12 protein-coding genes and 2 pseudogenes are annotated in these 15,336 nt (G+C 54.8%); 9 read left to right on the top strand and 5 right to left on the bottom strand.

Annotated features, from left to right (window positions below):
- Nucleotides 1-67 precede the first annotated feature (67 nt).
- The 6 genes from nodD1 to AC1ECN_RS25700 all read left to right on the top strand — a co-directional run bounded on the left by nodD1 (nt 68) and on the right by AC1ECN_RS25700 (nt 7,093).
- Complete coding sequence (gene nodD1 / locus AC1ECN_RS25725; RefSeq protein WP_018068348.1) at nt 68-1,000, top strand: transcriptional regulator NodD1; 933 nt, start codon at nt 68-70, stop codon at nt 998-1,000.
- A gap of 659 nt (nt 1,001-1,659) precedes the next feature.
- On the top strand, nt 1,660-1,938 hold the full coding sequence (locus AC1ECN_RS25720) for an acyl carrier protein (RefSeq protein ID WP_018068347.1): 279 nt from the start codon (nt 1,660-1,662) through the stop codon (nt 1,936-1,938).
- Complete coding sequence (locus AC1ECN_RS25715; protein WP_018068346.1) at nt 1,939-3,150, top strand: beta-ketoacyl-[acyl-carrier-protein] synthase family protein; 1,212 nt, start codon at nt 1,939-1,941, stop codon at nt 3,148-3,150. It abuts the gene before it with no gap.
- A 382-nt stretch (nt 3,151-3,532) separates the two neighbouring features.
- On the top strand, nt 3,533-4,105 hold the full coding sequence (gene nodL / locus AC1ECN_RS25710) for a nodulation O-acetyltransferase NodL (protein ID WP_018068345.1): 573 nt from the start codon (nt 3,533-3,535) through the stop codon (nt 4,103-4,105).
- A gap of 599 nt (nt 4,106-4,704) precedes the next feature.
- Nucleotides 4,705-6,531, top strand: coding sequence for a glutamine--fructose-6-phosphate transaminase (isomerizing) (gene glmS, locus AC1ECN_RS25705; protein ID WP_477954485.1), 1,827 nt, complete (start codon nt 4,705-4,707; stop codon nt 6,529-6,531).
- A 76-nt stretch (nt 6,532-6,607) separates the two neighbouring features.
- On the top strand, nt 6,608-7,093 hold the full coding sequence (locus AC1ECN_RS25700) for a MaoC family dehydratase (RefSeq protein ID WP_018068343.1): 486 nt from the start codon (nt 6,608-6,610) through the stop codon (nt 7,091-7,093).
- 740 nt (nt 7,094-7,833) lie between these two features.
- On the opposite strand, the gene AC1ECN_RS25695 is transcribed toward AC1ECN_RS25700, so the two are convergent.
- Nucleotides 7,834-8,667 (bottom strand): calcium-binding protein, encoded by an 834-nt coding sequence (locus AC1ECN_RS25695; RefSeq protein ID WP_477954483.1) that lies wholly within the window; start codon nt 8,665-8,667, stop codon nt 7,834-7,836.
- Nucleotides 8,668-8,998: 331 nt separating this feature from the next.
- Nucleotides 8,999-9,192: pseudogene (locus AC1ECN_RS25690) on the bottom strand (SfnB family sulfur acquisition oxidoreductase); the annotation flags it as partial.
- Between the two features lie 918 nt (nt 9,193-10,110).
- Here AC1ECN_RS25690 and AC1ECN_RS25685 point away from each other — a divergent pair.
- Nucleotides 10,111-10,761: an outer membrane protein gene (locus AC1ECN_RS25685; protein WP_477954481.1), complete on the top strand. Its 651-nt coding sequence runs from the start codon at nt 10,111-10,113 to the stop codon at nt 10,759-10,761.
- Nucleotides 10,762-10,786: 25 nt separating this feature from the next.
- Here the strand turns inward: AC1ECN_RS25685 and AC1ECN_RS25680 are convergent.
- Nucleotides 10,787-10,897, bottom strand: a pseudogene (locus tag AC1ECN_RS25680) (IS6 family transposase); the annotation flags it as partial.
- A gap of 359 nt (nt 10,898-11,256) precedes the next feature.
- Here AC1ECN_RS25680 and AC1ECN_RS25675 point away from each other — a divergent pair.
- Entirely contained in the window at nt 11,257-12,000 is a 744-nt protein-coding gene (locus AC1ECN_RS25675) for a helix-turn-helix transcriptional regulator (RefSeq protein ID WP_477954480.1), read from the top strand.
- Nucleotides 12,001-12,755: 755 nt separating this feature from the next.
- Here the strand turns inward: AC1ECN_RS25675 and AC1ECN_RS25670 are convergent.
- Together AC1ECN_RS25670 and AC1ECN_RS25665 are read right to left on the bottom strand one after the other, a co-directional pair.
- Nucleotides 12,756-13,343, bottom strand: a complete 588-nt coding sequence (locus tag AC1ECN_RS25670; protein WP_080647206.1) for a tail fiber protein — start codon at nt 13,341-13,343, stop codon at nt 12,756-12,758.
- Nucleotides 13,344-13,465: 122 nt separating this feature from the next.
- Nucleotides 13,466-14,161: a hypothetical protein gene (locus AC1ECN_RS25665; protein WP_018068336.1), complete on the bottom strand. Its 696-nt coding sequence runs from the start codon at nt 14,159-14,161 to the stop codon at nt 13,466-13,468.
- A gap of 568 nt (nt 14,162-14,729) precedes the next feature.
- On the opposite strand from AC1ECN_RS25665, the gene AC1ECN_RS25660 reads away from it, so the two are divergent.
- Entirely contained in the window at nt 14,730-15,296 is a 567-nt protein-coding gene (locus AC1ECN_RS25660) for an acyl-homoserine-lactone synthase (RefSeq protein WP_477954477.1), read from the top strand.
- Nucleotides 15,297-15,336: the final 40 nt, after the last annotated feature.

Below are 15,336 nucleotides of genomic sequence, written 5' to 3'. Positions count from 1 at the left end.
AGCGATCCGAAAGATTGGTAAAATTGATTGTTTGGATGGCAATCATCTATGGAATGGATATAAACTTATGCGTTTTAAAGGCCTAGATCTTAATCTTCTTGTAGCGCTCGACGCTCTAATGACCGAGCGCAAGCTCACAGCAGCGGCACGCAGCATCAACCTCAGTCAACCCGCGATGAGCGCTGCTATCTCTAGGTTGCGCGACTATTTCCGCGACGACCTTTTTATCATGCAGAGACGGGAGCTAATTCCGACCCCGCGTGCAGAGGCACTTGCCCCCGCTGTTCGCGAGGCCCTCTTGCATATTCAGCTTTCCGTCATCGCATGGGATCCAATAAACCCTGCGGAGTCCGACCGCCGATTCAGAATTATCCTTTCAGATTTCATGGCCTTGGTCTTCTTCGAAAAAATCATAGTGCGCTTAGCTCGGGAGGCGCCAGGGGTCAGCTTCGAGTTGCTGCCACTTGACGACGATCCCGAGGAGCTTCTCCGCCGTGGGGATGTTGATTTTCTGATCCTACCCGATCTATTCATGTCTGGCGCCCATCCGAAGGCAAGGCTTTTCGAAGAGAGACTGGTGTGCGTCGGCTGCTCCACGAACGAGCAGTTGCAAGGGAAGCTCTCCCTGGAGCAATATATGTCCATGGGACATGTTGCGGCTAAGTTCGGACGTGGTCTTAAGCCTTCCGTTGAGCAATGGTTATTGCTGCAGCACGGCCTCAAGAGGCGTATTGAACTCGTCGTCCCGGGGTTTAACTTGATCCCGCCGTTGCTGTCAGGCACTAATCGAATAGCAACCATCCCTCTGCGGCTGGTCAAACATTACGAACAAACTATCCCCCTGCGGATTATTGAGCATCCTTTGCCACTTCTTTCGTTCACTGAGGCTGTCCAATGGCCGGCTCTTCACAACTCTGATCCTGGAAACATATGGATGCGCGAGATTATGATCCAAGAGGCTTCGCGCATGGAATCCGAGGCCGAAAGTTGTACGTCTTAAGCGACCCCCCGGGGTCATTTCACAGCCGCAGTAGTTAGACGGGCGCTGATCATTGGAACCTATGCATTCGGTCCCCAAACGAGGCATCACGTTACAGGCAGGCCCCGCTGCCTCAGCTCATCTAGCGATCGAAGCCATTGTGCCGAGAGCCATCGTTTCTACCTGAAAAGGTGCCATTTGTTTGCTTTCCCTGGCTTAATGCAAAAGTGATCAGAACTTTATTCCTGTCACTTATGTTCGGCTCATTGCTGAAAACCAGCATCACGTCGCGGCGACTTCACCGACCTCCCGCACATGCTTCCGGCGCCGCACTGACAACGCGCCGGCCCGGGAAAGCGGCCAAAGCTCAATACTTTCGAACCGTGTAATCACGCTTTTCCTGGAGGGTTTGCAACTGCGCCGGCGCATGAATTCAGCTGCGGCAATGCCCGAGCCACAATCCATAGCGTGGATGCTTTTGATCCACACAATCAATTTTACCAATTATTCCATATGATCCATAGCAGGGCAACCGCGCGGTGACGTTCCGGTAGTTTATCGGTTTCTGTCGTCACTTCGCAGACGAGCCGGAACATCTTCCGATGTTAGCAGCAATTAGATCGAGCCTTCTCGCAAGGCCGTCGGCTTGTCGAAATTAGGCATGATGGAAAGGAATACAAATGGCTGATCAACTCACACTGGAAATTATCAGTGCGATCAATAAGCTCGTCAAAGCTGAAAACGCCGAGAGAACGACCGTAGCGCTCGGCGAAATAACGACTGACACTGAGTTGACTTCGCTTGGCATCGATTCGCTGGGTTTGGCCGATGTCCTTTGGGATCTGGAGCAAATCTACGGCATTAAGATCGAGATGAATACGGCCGATGCCTGGTCGAACCTCAACAATATCGGCGACGTGGTGGAAGCCGTCCGTGGCTTGCTCACCAAGGAGGTCTGAATGGACAGGCGCGTCGTTATCACCGGATTGGGCGGACTGTGCGGACTAGGCACCGATGCTTCCTCTATCTGGACGGAGATGCGCGAAGGCCGCTCCGCCATCGGCCCGATCTCAAACTCAGAGATTCATGAGCTGAAGGGGATGATCGGGACCGAGATCAAGGTGCTGCCTCAACACGACATTGATCGCAAACAGCTCATCTCCATGGACCGCTTCAGCCTGCTTGCCGTGCTTGCAGCTAAAGAAGCCATGCTACAGGCCGGCCTTTCGTGCAATGAAGGAAATGCCCACCGTTTCGGCGCGACAGTGGGCGTTGGCTTTGGCGGCTGGGACGCTACCGAGAAGGCCTACCGCACCCTCCTATTGGGCGGTGCGACCCGCACTGAGCTATTCACTGGGGTAAAGGCAATGCCTAGCGCGGCTGCCTGTCAGGTAAGCATGAACCTCGGGCTGCGGGGGCCAGTCTTCGGTGCCACCTCTGCCTGCGCCTCGGCCAACCATGCGATCGCTTCAGCGGTAGATCAGATCAAGCTCGGTAGGGCGGACGTTATGCTAGCTGGAGGAAGCGACGCGCCACTCGTGTGGATCGTGCTTAAGGCATGGGAAGCAATGCGCGTACTCGCTCCAGATACTTGCCGGCCATTCTCCGCCGACAGGAAAGGACTGGTTTTGGGCGAGGGTGCGGGCATGGCCGTGCTGGAAAGCTATGAGCATGCCGCCGCCCGCGGTGCAACGATGCTTGCCGAGGTCGCCGGCATCGGCCTTTCCGCCGATGCCTACCACATCGCTGCACCAGCTGTGCATGGGCCGGAGGCGGCGATGCGCGCCTGCCTTGTTGATGCGGGTTTAAATGCCGAGGATGTAGACTACCTCAACGCCCATGGCACAGGCACCAAGGCCAACGATCAGATCGAAACGACGGCGATCAAGCGCGTCTTTGGTGACCATGCTCGATCGATGTCCATCTCTTCTACCAAATCCACTCACGCGCACTGCCTCGGGGCAGCAAGTGCGCTAGAAATGATTGCTTGCGTGATGGCGATCCAAGAAGATGTCGTGCCGCCGACCGCCAACTATCGCGAGCCGGATCCCGATTGTGACCTGGACATTACGCCAAATGTGCTCCGGGAGCGTAGGGTGCGCGTGGCCATGAGCAACGCCTTCGCGATGGGCGGCATGAATGCTGTCCTTGCGTTCAAGCAGGTGCAATGAAGTGGGATCGTCACGATTGACCCCTTGTAGGGCCAGCTTCAAATGCCTGAAGCAGGCGCCGCCGATTCCCGTCAGCAAGGTTTCGCTGCAATTCCCCAGATACTCTCGCGTCTGAAAGATGTTCCTCCGCGCAGCCACGTTACTCCGCTTTCACCACGTGTCGCGGGGAGCTGGTGCCTGACTATTTTCGTCGCCGGAGCTCTCACTCGGCTCGCCGGTCGACTAAAGTTGATGCCTCATCCTTTTCTGCCACGAACAAGGAGTGTTACTATCAATTCCACCTCCGCCTGCGCCCGCCATCGTGCCAGGTGCTAGCTAGCTTGATCGCGAAGTAGGCGCACTCAAGTACCGTCATCCCACGAACAAGATCTGAGAAGAGACGATKACACGCAGCCAAAAAGAAAAAATGCTGGCAGGCGAAATGTACAACGCAGCGGACCCCGAGATCCAAGCCGAGCTGCTCCTCACCGGGGCTTGGCTGAAGCGGTACAATGACACGCTGGGCGACACCGCCGAGCGGTGGAATGCGCTCCTTTTAGAACGATTGGGCGCGGTCGGGCTTGGAGCTGTTATTCGTCCGCCGTTCCACTGTGATTACGGGTTTAACATCCGGATCGGAGCTTGGGTTTACATCAATTACAACTGCGTCATTCTTGACGTGGCAGCGGTGACTATCGGTGACGGAACCGCAATAGGCCCCGCTGTGCAGATTTATACCGCGGACCATCCACATGATCCAGAGCAGCGCCAGGCTGGACTGCAGTTGGGACGACCTGTCAGCATTGGCAGGCACGCCTGGATTGGCGGTGGAGCAATCATTCTCCCGGGGGTGACGATTGGCGATCACGCTGTCATTGGCGCTGGTAGTGTGGTGACGCGAGATGTTCCTGCAGGAAGCACGGCCATGGGAAATCCAGCTCGGGTCAAGCCTGGTGGACGCCCGACGCAATCATAAAAGCAGGCGTTGGGGTAAATCCGGCCGTAAGGGGTAGTTTCTTTGCTTGTGCGAACGGAACTTCTGGGCCGCCATGGCCCTTGCGGTTCCAACTGTCGGCACTTTCACTCCGACGCAAATCTCTTTGCAAATGCGGCTGGGCAGTCGAGCTGACCGGTTCGTGATCACGTTTGCAGGCAAAGGGGCAATTACGACTTAGGGTCAACCCGTAGACGCAGACCGCTTCACCTGTAGAAAAACGAATTGTTTTTTCAGTCCGTGGGCACGATGAAAGACAATTCGTCGTGTCGAATGGACATGCGCGCGCGGCATGTCGTCGGCAAATCCCAATCCCTGTTGACTGGAACATCTTTGTCAGAGGCTACGCCCATCATCAGGGCGTAGCCTATCTGTCGACACTTTGCAGAAGGCATCATTCGCTGCGTGCAGCGTTTATCGAACCTATGAGTACGCCGCATCCATGACGTGGATGATAGCTATCGCAACAATCAATTTTACTAATCTGTTTAGATTTATTAGCACGCGCTGGAGGACACGCACCGAGCGGCGTCCGCCTTCCTGATTACCGGTCGGGGGCTATTGGGACATGGGTGACGAGCATGTGTGGGATTGTTGGCATAGTGGGACATAAGCCCGTGTCGGAGCGGCTGATCGAAGCCTTGGRGCGGCTGGAATATCGCGGCTATGATTCAGCCGGCGTTGCTACGATCTTCGAGGGAGAATTGCACCGACGCCGTGCAGAAGGCAAGCTCGTGAACCTTAAAACGAGATTGAAAAAAGAGCCCCTGAGCGGCACCGTCGGCATTGCGCACACACGATGGGCGACCCATGGCGCACCGACAGAATGCAACGCTCACCCGCACTTTGCCGATGGTGTAGCCGTTGTTCATAACGGCATCATCGAAAATTTTTCCGAACTGAAGGACGGATTGGCGGAAGTAGGGGTCAAGTTTACGACCGACACGGACACCGAGGTGATTGCACATCTCCTGACAAAATTCCGTCGGGATGGCATGGGATGCCTTGAGGCAATGCATGCCATGTTGAAGTGCGTCAAGGGCGCCTTCGCTCTTGCCATCCTGTTTGAGGATGATCCCGCCACCATTATGGTGGCGCGCAATGGACCACCGTTAGTGATAGGCCACGGCGATGGTGAGATGTTTCTAGGCTCCGACGCGATCGCTCTTGCTCCGTTCACCAATGACATCACATATCTGAACGATGGCGATTGGGCTGTTGTAGGCAAAACGAGTGTCCAGGTTTTCGATATCGAAGGCAAAGTCGTTACGCGCCCGCGGCACAGATCGATTGCTACCGCCGACCTGGTCTGCAAGGGCAATCACCGGCACTTTATGGAGAAGGAAATCTACGAGCAACCCGAGGTCCTCGCCGGTGCTCTTGGTCACTACATCAATGTGAACGAAAATCATGTCAAAGCCATTTCAACCGACATCGGTTTTGCCAAGGTTGAGAGCCTCGCAATTTCTGCCTGCGGCACCGCATACCTTGCGGGACTGATTGGAAAATATTGGTTCGAGCGCTACGCACGCTTGACGGTAGAAATTGATGTCGCCTCCGAATTCCGCTATCGAGAAATCCCATTGTCGCCACGGTCGGCAGCGGTCTTCATCTCTCAATCTGGTGAGACGGCTGACACGCTTGCATCGCTCCGGTATTGCAAAGCACAAGGTCTGAGAATTGGTGCTGTCGTCAATACCCCAGAATCAACTATTGCCCGCGAAGCAGATGCCATCTTTCCGATCCTCGCCGGGCCAGAGATCGGCGTTGCTTCTACCAAGGCATTCACATGCCAGCTTGCTGTTCTCGCTGCGCTAGCCATCGGCGCGGGCAAGGCGCGGGGCACAATCACGGATGACGAGGAACAAGTGCTCGTCCAAAGTTTGGCGACGTTGCCGGGCGTTATGCGACAGGTGCTGAACGACATCAAGCCGAAGATCGAGCTCTTGTCACGGGAATTGTCGCATTACCGCGACGTGATTTATCTCGGCCGCGGTACGAGTTTCCCATTAGCCATGGAAGGTGCGCTGAAGCTCAAGGAGGTCTCCTATATCCATGCTGAAGGTTATGYAGCAGGAGAATTAAAACACGGTCCGATCGCCCTGATCGATGAAAATATGCCAGTCATCGTCATCGCGCCACATGATCGGTTCTTCGATAAGACTGTCTCCAATATGCAGGAAGTGGCCGCCCGCGGCGGCCGCATCATTCTGATCACCGACGAGACGGGAGCTTCGATGTCGAAACTCCCCACCATGCACACTATCGTATTACCCAATGTCGAGGAGATTATCGCGCCGATGATCTTTTCTCTGCCGCTACAGCTTCTTGCGTATCACACGGCAGTGGTCATGGGGGCAGATGTGGACCAGCCGCGGAATCTAGCTAAGTCAGTCACAGTCGAATGATTGTGACGATTGGTTAAATCGCAACTCGCTCCGAGAAAATCCACGACTTGATCAGTCATCAAATAAGTGAGGTCGAATGCACGAACTTTCGCTCGCCGACGTGCCGTCGCGAATTGGCCAGGAACTCGGCAAATCCGAATGGATCACCGTTGATCAAACTACAATCGATCTCTTTGCCGACGCGACACACGATCATCAATTCATCCACGTGCACCCGGAACGCGCGGCAGTCGAAAGCCCGTTTGGTGGCACGATCGCTCATGGCTTCTTAACACTCTCGCTTCTGTCGGCGATGAACTTCAGCGGCATGCCAAGGATCCGCGAGCAGACCATGGGCCTTAACTACGGCTTAGACCGGGTGCGTTTCATGTCACCGGTCAAGACCGGCAGTCGTGTGCGCGGTCGCTTCGTTCTCTCTGAATGTCAATTTCGCGGCGCAAGCATGCTGGTGACCACCTACGAGGTGACGGTCGAGATCGAGAACGAGAACCGACCGGCACTCACTGCCAATTGGATCACGATCATTCAGTTTGACCCGAACGACAGGCCTAAAGGGATTTGACGCCAGCCCGCGCCAGTTGCCTGGTCTACGGATAGCATCGCCATGGACCTACGCGCTGTTTTGCATTAAGCGTCTGTTTTCCCTTACGATCGTGCCTTGCGAACGCCTATTGCTTTCGGCAGGTTGATTAGACTTGCGCCGCAAGCAAAGCGGCAGACTGCATGATGCGCAACATCTTGGAAAGCGTTGTCAGCGAGATGACTAGGCTCGTTCAACGTAAATGATTGTTGAAGTAACGGCGGTTGCTCATTTCCGGCCGAGCAGATCACCGAAGCCTGTTGCCAACGCCAGTATGTTGACGACAGTACTGGTAACGGCAATGCCAACCTTCCTCGACGGAAGACGCACCGCCACCGAGAGGATGTGACCGCGTGGGCCCCTCGCCATGCGCAGCCATCAAACGGGAAATAATCCTGCTAAGGCCCTCAACGCGGACTTTCACTAAGATGGAATTGCTTCGCGGGCCTGTACAGAAGACGGACGCTACGCCGGCGTCGCTCCTGATACCACGCCGGTCTTCAGCAGCAGGGCCAACTCCGCCAGCATCTCACGATCCTCTCGACCAGGGTCACGTCTTTGCGGTTGAACAACGCCGACATTGGACAGCACGCGACCGGCCATTGGACCTTGTTCACGTGCCGGTGCATTCGATCAAAAACTACGTCGTTTCTATTTTAGGTACCGCGCCACGTTAGAAAAGAGAAGCGCCCCACGGGTGGAACGCTCCTCGGATCTTCGAATTAAATGAAGCCGAAATTTTCCGCCGTAAGCGAGGTAAGATCCGACATGTCGTGCAGATTGTCGACATGAGCGAAGGCATGCGCGTGGTTCGCAGAATCGACATAGGCTAGTGTCGCACCGTGAGTTTTGCCATCCTGACCGAGAGTTTTTTCATCATGGTAGACAATGATGTCACCGCGGGCTTCGCCGTGAATAGCGGTCGCGGCGGCAGAGCTAGACGTGAACCCTCGATCAGTGATTACCACAACGTGCTCACCGTGCGCGTTCGCGGCCTCGCCATTGTAGAAAGTGTCCACAAATTCGCCTGGGAAACCCTTCGAATGGTTGACGAAATTTGCGCCAAACAGATCCCCTTTACCAAAGTCACCGGCGTCCAGGACAAAACGGTCTTGCTTCGGCTCGAAATCCATCACGGTCGTATAGCAGTGCGTTGTGCCAACCATAGGGTCGTGGAACCGAAACACGAAGGCGTCACCGTCTTCGCCGCCATTCAAAATGTCTGCGCCGTCACCAGCCGCAAGGATATCCCTCCCGGGGCCGCCGTCGAGCCGGTCGTCGCTCTCGCCGCTATGCGGTATTGCGCGGGGCGCGTAGGTGGTGTCGCTAAACAACAGGTCGTCATCATCACCACCAAAGATTGTGTCGGAGCCATCACCGGCTCGGACAATGTCATGGCCCCGACCGGCCTCGATCCTGTCGTGGCCGTCATGAGCCCGAATCAGATCATCGCCGCCGCCGGCTTTAATCCAGTCATTGAAATTGCTTCCATCGATTATGTCATTGTCATCGGATCCGTAAATAAAGGGGCTGTTATCAGTGCCTTTGAACATCATCGCATATACTCCTTATGAGGCAGCCTGCGCCGCCAGCAGCCCTTATGTTTTCTAAGAGCGAATTAGTGAAATCCATTGTTTTGATAGGAACGATTTGAATGACGGATGCCAAAATGTTTATCTCGGCGGCACTGTGCGCCCTTCGCGGTGGCCGGCAGAATATGAAAAAGACCTGGGGCTATGACAATCGGCGGCCAAACAGTGGCAACAATGTCCGCGACATCTCGTTGACGAAGGCGAAAGCTTTCCTCCCTCGTATGCGCTGCAGACATAATCCGCAGAGCACCTTACTCAGGGTGCTTTGCAGATCGAAAACCTCAGCTCCAGGCTGGAGCGGTGGCTTCTCGCCATTCAGGAAATACTTACCCAGAATGGCGTACTTCCAGCGGACCTGGTCGTGCAGAGTATGGGTGCGGGCGTTGCGCGCGTTCCTGCCAGCTCGAACAACTTGTTGGTGGCCGCAATCGCGATTTCCGTGGAGAGTATCTTCGCTTCGGCGGTAACGATCTGGGCTTCCGCAACGGTTCAGGAAGAACAAATTGGCGATGCTGATCACCAGCAGGAACAGCGCCGAGATACTGGTCCCGACGACGCCGTCAATGTTGTGAATATCCTCAAGCCGACCCGACGCGTCCCTATGACAAGCTTCTCCGCCAACGGTGAGCCCAACACGGCGGGGTGGGAGTCGGACGGGCGTCTCACCCATCACTCGCGAGTTGCCCAGACGGCTGAACCGGCCTCGGGATCGGGCATCGCACCGCAGGTCGGCAGCCGCCTGGCCCCACCCATTGGCTGACCGACGATCATATCACTGCGGATTACAGGCTCCTGGACCAGGAGTTGCAGGGACGCTCTGCGGATCTGGCCGCCCGGACGAGCGTCGTGAATTCTGTCGTGGCATAAGCTCAGCTACAGTCGCGCTTTCGTTGTGCGAGCCTAAGTTTGTTGGCGCGGCAAATGCTTGTGCCACCAGCTGGAAAATAAACCATAATATATTTGGAAATATATTTTCGTATAGTTTTCCATTAAATGGTGAACTATCAATGCATTACCGTTCTTTGGTATAACATAAACGAATATACCATTAAATATATCCTCTGCGTCTCTTGTCTTAAATCGGGTAATTGTAGAGAGTCTGCTTATGAAAGCAGGTATGACAATGCTGAAATATTCAACAGGCGAAGGGCTGTCGCAGGGAGGAACGTCGGGGGCTATGGTCCAGGAGGTAGGCTCCGGCACGGCAGGGACAACGCCTCCTATGTCCCAAAGAGCGTCGGGTCGACACAAGACCCAACGGACGCGATGCGAAACTTGATCCGGTCGAGCGATCTGGCTTTTCTCATGGAAGCTCATGATGCCCTCTCCGCGGGTCAGGCGGAGTTTGCAGACCTTTGGGCGTCCAGCCCAGCACCGGATGTTAGGTTCGCTCGTTATGGAGTTAATATGTCGCTAATTAAAAGAAAAATCTTCGCCCTAGGCGTCTCGACCCTAATGGCATGCGGCGCGTCGGCGGCCGATCTAGCTGACCACAGCGTTCCGAGCGTCCCCTCTTATGACGCACCGGGAACCTTCTCGTGGGTCGGGGCTTACGCCGGTCTTCACGGAGGTGTCGCGGCCTCCAAATTCAACCCGTTCAACAATGGTCGCGCCCCAGCGGTGGGCGCTCAGGTAGGTTACAATTTCCAGGCCGGATCGGGCGTTTTCGGCGCAGAACTGGAAGGCTCGTACTTGAATAACGAAGTGCGTGTGCCCGGCGGCAACGTGGAAAGCCGCTTCCGCGGTGCCGCGAAAGCGAAGGCTGGCCTGGGCTTTGATCGCACTTTCGTCTACGGCACCGCGGGCGTCACAACGACCGAGTTCGAGGGCCGCCGCCTCGTATCCGGATCGGACAAATGGAAATCCGGACCGGATAGCTGGAAACAGGGCTACCTCTTCGGTGGCGGCGTCGAGCACGCGTTTTCGGGCGGCGTGTCGGCAAAGATCGAGTACAACTACGTCATTAACAACGCCGTCCCGACCCCGAGCGCAGGCATCAGCTCGAAGTCCAACCTCAACGATAATGTAATTAAGGCGGGCCTTAACTTTCGCTTCTGACGAACTCGTCTGAAGCCTTGAGCAAACGCAAATACCAGGCAACCGCCCGCACGATCGGCCATGCCTCGAAATGCCGGCCCTTGAAATCAGCCATCGATTGCCGCTTCAGCTTTTCGGTAATAGCATTCAGAATCATCGGCTCGCTCCACAACTTTCGGAGGGGCAATCTCTCTTCCCATGGTCCACATACCGTTAAGCGCCAAAATTTGCGACAGGCCCTGCTTCGAAGTTGTCAGTCGTCTGCCGTACGGTTCCGAGTGAATGCCAAGCTATAGCGATCGGGCTGGCGCACTCGGATAAAATTGACGGCTCGAATTGTTTTTCAGACGAGCGGCGCCAAACGGTTGCCGACGACGATCCCGCCTGGAAGATGCGCTTTTGGGTTGTATATATCAAGGGTATCTAATATGGTTTTCAGAGTTAGCCGCCCACCGAAATGGGCACTTACTGCTTAGATGTGACGAAGTTAATCTTGCGCCGAACCGGGAGGTTGTCGTGAAGGAAGAATCCTCAGCGGTCTCGAATCTGGTGTTCGATTTCCTGTCAGAGTCAGCCAGTGCAAAGAGCAAAGACGATGTGTTACTCTTACTTGGAAAAATTTCACAATATTTCGGGTTTAGTTATTTCGCGATATCCGGCATCCCCTCGCCTCCGGAGCGAATTGATCCCTATTTCGTTTTGGGCAATTGGTCAGCCGGGTGGTTTGATCGCTATCGTGAAAACAACTATGTCCACGCCGACCCCATAGTGCAGTTTAGCAAGACATGTGATCACGCATTTGTTTGGTCGGAAGCTCTGCGAGATCAAAAACTCGCTCGGCAGAGCTGTCGGGTCATGAATGAGGCACGCGAATTCAAGTTGATTGACGGCTTTAGCGTTCCTTTACACACTGCCGCCGGGTTTCAATCGATTGTCAGTTTTGGAGCGGAAAGGGTAGAGCTCTCAACCTGCGACCGAAGCGCGCTCTATCTGATGGCGGCTTACGCGCACAGCCTGCTCCGCGCCCAAATTGGGAATGATGCCAGTCGAAAGATTCAGGCCTTACCCATGATCACAACGCGAGAGCGCGAAATCATCCATTGGTGTGCCGCAGGCAAAACAGCAATAGAGATCGCAACGATTCTCGGACGATCCCATCGAACCATTCAAAATGTCATTTTGAACATCCAGCGAAAACTCAATGTGGTTAATACACCTCAGATGATTGCCGAAAGCTTTCGTCTCAGAATCATTCGCTGAAATATATGGAGTTTTCGGCCACTTCAAGGATCGGGCCTGTTGGATCACGACAGCCATCATGGTCTGATGGTAGCCCGTTGAAATGCAGAGCTAAATCTGCGCCTGAATTGATAGACAGGCGCAACACAGTTTTCGGTAGGTCGAGCAGAGAGCATCCATTGGATGGCTGCGAGGACGTGCTTTGAATTTGTTTCCTCAGAAGTCGTCCAATGGCCGCCTACCGCCAGACGGCCCCCCCGAATTGACCAGTCGCGTCTTTCGGGGTGATCCCCGACAGATCGCAGTGGTTGGCATTGTCTGGTCGGGCAGCTTGGATTAGCCGCGCACTTTTGACCGGCGCATTTATCACGCAATACGCGTTAAAGCGTGCGGGGAGCCCTGGCAATGTATTCGCCCGGTTGCCACTTGGCCTGCAGTTGACGCTTGCCCCCTCCAAACGTCCGGATGGATCCACGGGCTCACCGCTGAAGTCGCATGTCTTCCCGGTTGACGTTCCCGGATTTCCAACCGGGCCGGCAAGCGTGACGCCGCGGATCACAACGCCAGTTTCTACGGGCTTCGCTGCGACCTTGCCTTTTTGGTGCTCCTCAGCTGCGGCTCCCTGCGTTAAGGTGAAGGTCAGAGCGAAAGCAGCTAGGCATCCGAAAGCTCTCAAAGTAGCAGTCATTAAGCTTCTCCTCTTTTGCCGGCCGGCAAGATGTCGCTTCCGGACCGATGTCTCTGAATCGAATGAAAGGACCTGCGCCCCTTTCAAGTTACCGAAACTTGATCAGGTAATTCACGGCCACGTTCTTGGGACGCGTCTCAAGAGCTGTGCGTGCCGGATTTTCCGGTGAACCTGTCGATTTGCTTGAAATGGAAGTTCCGGCGGCACTGCCTTGTTGCGAAATTCCCGCCGGCGTCGTTATCTCATAGGGATGCGCGTGAACTTGCAGAGCATCGCATTGGAGTGATCCAACAACATTCGCAACATTATTGCCAGTTGGATCTAGCCGTCGTTTCGCGTCAGGGTCCATACCGGCACCGGCATCGAAACCGCGCAGGAACAGCCCACGGTAGTCTGGAATCCGAAATTCCAGATCGGCCGTAGAACTCCGCTCTCCATAGAGTCCGCCGAGAACGGCGTAGAGTTCTGGATAGGCGGCTGCCCTGAGATAGCGTCCATCGCAAAGCATCCATCCCTGGGCTTCGACGTAGCTGATAGGAGCTTCCGCATTTGTACCCGCAGCCGCGCCAGAGCTTGCGCAGGGTGTGTTGCTCCAGATTGTATTGACCGAGCTCGAGATAGGGGCAACCTGCCCCGCAAAGGGACAGACCGCACCGATTGGAGGCCCTGCAAACATCTTTGGTTCCTCGGTCAAGATTGATGTGTGAGGGAAGGAGTGCCAATTATCGGCAACAGTAGGCACTCACCGTGCATCAGTTCCGCCCTGACGGGCGGAGCTGAAGCCAATTCACCTTGCCATCAAGCCGATTTTACGTCCCAGGTATTGTCCTCTTTGAGCTCGCCTACGAGATTGAAGACGTTAGAGGGAAACTTGGCTTCCCTGGTCTGGGTGATCGTGTCGATACTGAGCACCGAGCCGATAGTCACATTCGTTCCCGCGGCAATCCAATAGCTCGGAGTCGGCGTGAACGTGTGGAGCAGATTGGTGCCCGCTTGTGCAACATAAGTTCCTGTTCCGGACATGCCGATGCCCACGGAGAACCGGTTGTTTGGCACATTGCCAGCATCGTTGATGACCAGTGATCCTGCAGGATCACCCTTGATCGGCGCGGTCAGGCCAGGTCCATCATTTAATGAAAAAGTAGTGGTGTTTCTCCCGCTAGGGCTGCAGTCCTGCACCCCGGAGGCAAGAAAATCCACGCCAGGAATCAGTTGTCCCGTGTCGCTCCAGACGAAATTATAGGCGAGCTCCCAAGTGAATTTGATTTGATTGCCAACCCGAATTTGATACGGAGAGCAGAACCATGCCAAGGAGAAAACATTGGCAACAGGTTGAGGCATCTTTTGATAGACATAGAAGGTCCAAGGTTGCGCCGATTGATTCTTCAACAGCAACGAATATTGCGTTCCTTGGGCAAGCGCCGCGCTTCCCGGCTGTGATGCACGGGCATGATCCGTCATTTCCTTGTCTACGTAGCTGACATGCAAGGACATTTGATTCTCCCTTTCCGCTGATTTTCTGTCTTCACGCCAGGACCGATCCAAACGTTTGGACTGCTCCTTGGCCCAGCTCCAACTGAGGCGAGTGTTATTGGAGACACCAATTCAGCTATAATCATTTCTGGGTGACGTAAATGAGTAGATATACTCCCTGACAGACCATCACGAACCCATAGGCATGCCCCCGAGACCCGGGACGGAAAGAGCGGTCGAAGCCTATTTGGTCGGTAGCGGATAAGCACCGGCCGAGATGGTTTTCTAACGTGATCCCATCAACGAAAAGCTGCCTGAGAGGCGGCTTGATCGAGCCTTAGGCGCCTTTGACGCACACCGGATGCTCTGCAAATTTACTCTAGCGGTACGGGATGATGGCATTCTTAAGCCCGTTTTGGCCGATCTTTCCGTTACCGCCATTTCCCATGCCGCGCGGATTGTTTGATTTCAAACCATGGTAGCGCGACGAACGACGTTAATCATCCGCGACCTAACTCAGAAATGAGTATTTCTACTCATTTTGAAGGACAGAAAGATCGAGCATAGTGATCTCCGGGGGCAGGGAGCGATGATGAAGATTTGCATTGGGGACTCTCGGGCTAACGCCGTGCTCATGGAGAAAATCTGGCGATTTCGACACCAGCAATTTGTGGAACGACGTGGATGGCAGGCATTACGCAAGAGTGACAGACGGGAAATAGATCAGTTTGATCACGATTGCGCTATTCATTTTAGCGTTCTCAAGAACGATGCGGTGATCGGGTATTCTCGGCTCCTTCCTACGGTGCAGCCACATCTTCTTTCAAGCGTCTACCCGCAAATCATGCGGGGCCAAAAGTGGCCAAGGTCGCACGACGTTTTCGAATGGACGCGGTGGGCGGTTGCAAGCGGTGACGAAAGGATTGACGGGATTCGAGTATCGCGGGTTTTAATGATCGGGTTGATGGAGTTTTGCCGCGTTGCCGGCATCACCTCGCTTATCGGCGAGACGCACCCAAAGCTGATAAACTCCTTGCGCGCCAACGGGTGGCAAACACACATACTCTCAGAGCCCAGCATTTTCGAAAACGAATTAGTCGTGCCACTCGAAGTCATCCCCTCGTCCGCCCCGCAGACGTTGAAGGCAACTAGCTAGCATAGGAAATTCCGCTCGATGTTTGAACCTTACGGCTCAG

It is taken from the genome of Rhizobium sp. 01N447_2 (assembly GCF_056399245.1).
Note: the sequence above shows the minus strand (reverse complement) of the source record. Positions and strands in the feature narration are given on the sequence as shown.

Coding starts and splice junctions, on each gene's coding strand:
- AC1ECN_RS25720 (WP_018068347.1), top strand. CDS start 1,660: ATGGCTGATCAACTCACACTGGAAATTATCAGTGCGATCAATAAGCTC.
- AC1ECN_RS25665 (WP_018068336.1), bottom strand. CDS start 14,161: ATGTCCTTGCATGTCAGCTACGTAGACAAGGAAATGACGGATCATGCC.
- AC1ECN_RS25670 (WP_080647206.1), bottom strand. CDS start 13,343: ATGTTTGCAGGGCCTCCAATCGGTGCGGTCTGTCCCTTTGCGGGGCAG.
- nodD1 (WP_018068348.1), top strand. CDS start 68: ATGCGTTTTAAAGGCCTAGATCTTAATCTTCTTGTAGCGCTCGACGCT.
- AC1ECN_RS25700 (WP_018068343.1), top strand. CDS start 6,608: ATGCACGAACTTTCGCTCGCCGACGTGCCGTCGCGAATTGGCCAGGAA.
- AC1ECN_RS25695 (WP_477954483.1), bottom strand. CDS start 8,667: ATGATGTTCAAAGGCACTGATAACAGCCCCTTTATTTACGGATCCGAT.
- AC1ECN_RS25660 (WP_477954477.1), top strand. CDS start 14,730: ATGATGAAGATTTGCATTGGGGACTCTCGGGCTAACGCCGTGCTCATG.
- AC1ECN_RS25685 (WP_477954481.1), top strand. CDS start 10,111: ATGTCGCTAATTAAAAGAAAAATCTTCGCCCTAGGCGTCTCGACCCTA.
- AC1ECN_RS25715 (WP_018068346.1), top strand. CDS start 1,939: ATGGACAGGCGCGTCGTTATCACCGGATTGGGCGGACTGTGCGGACTA.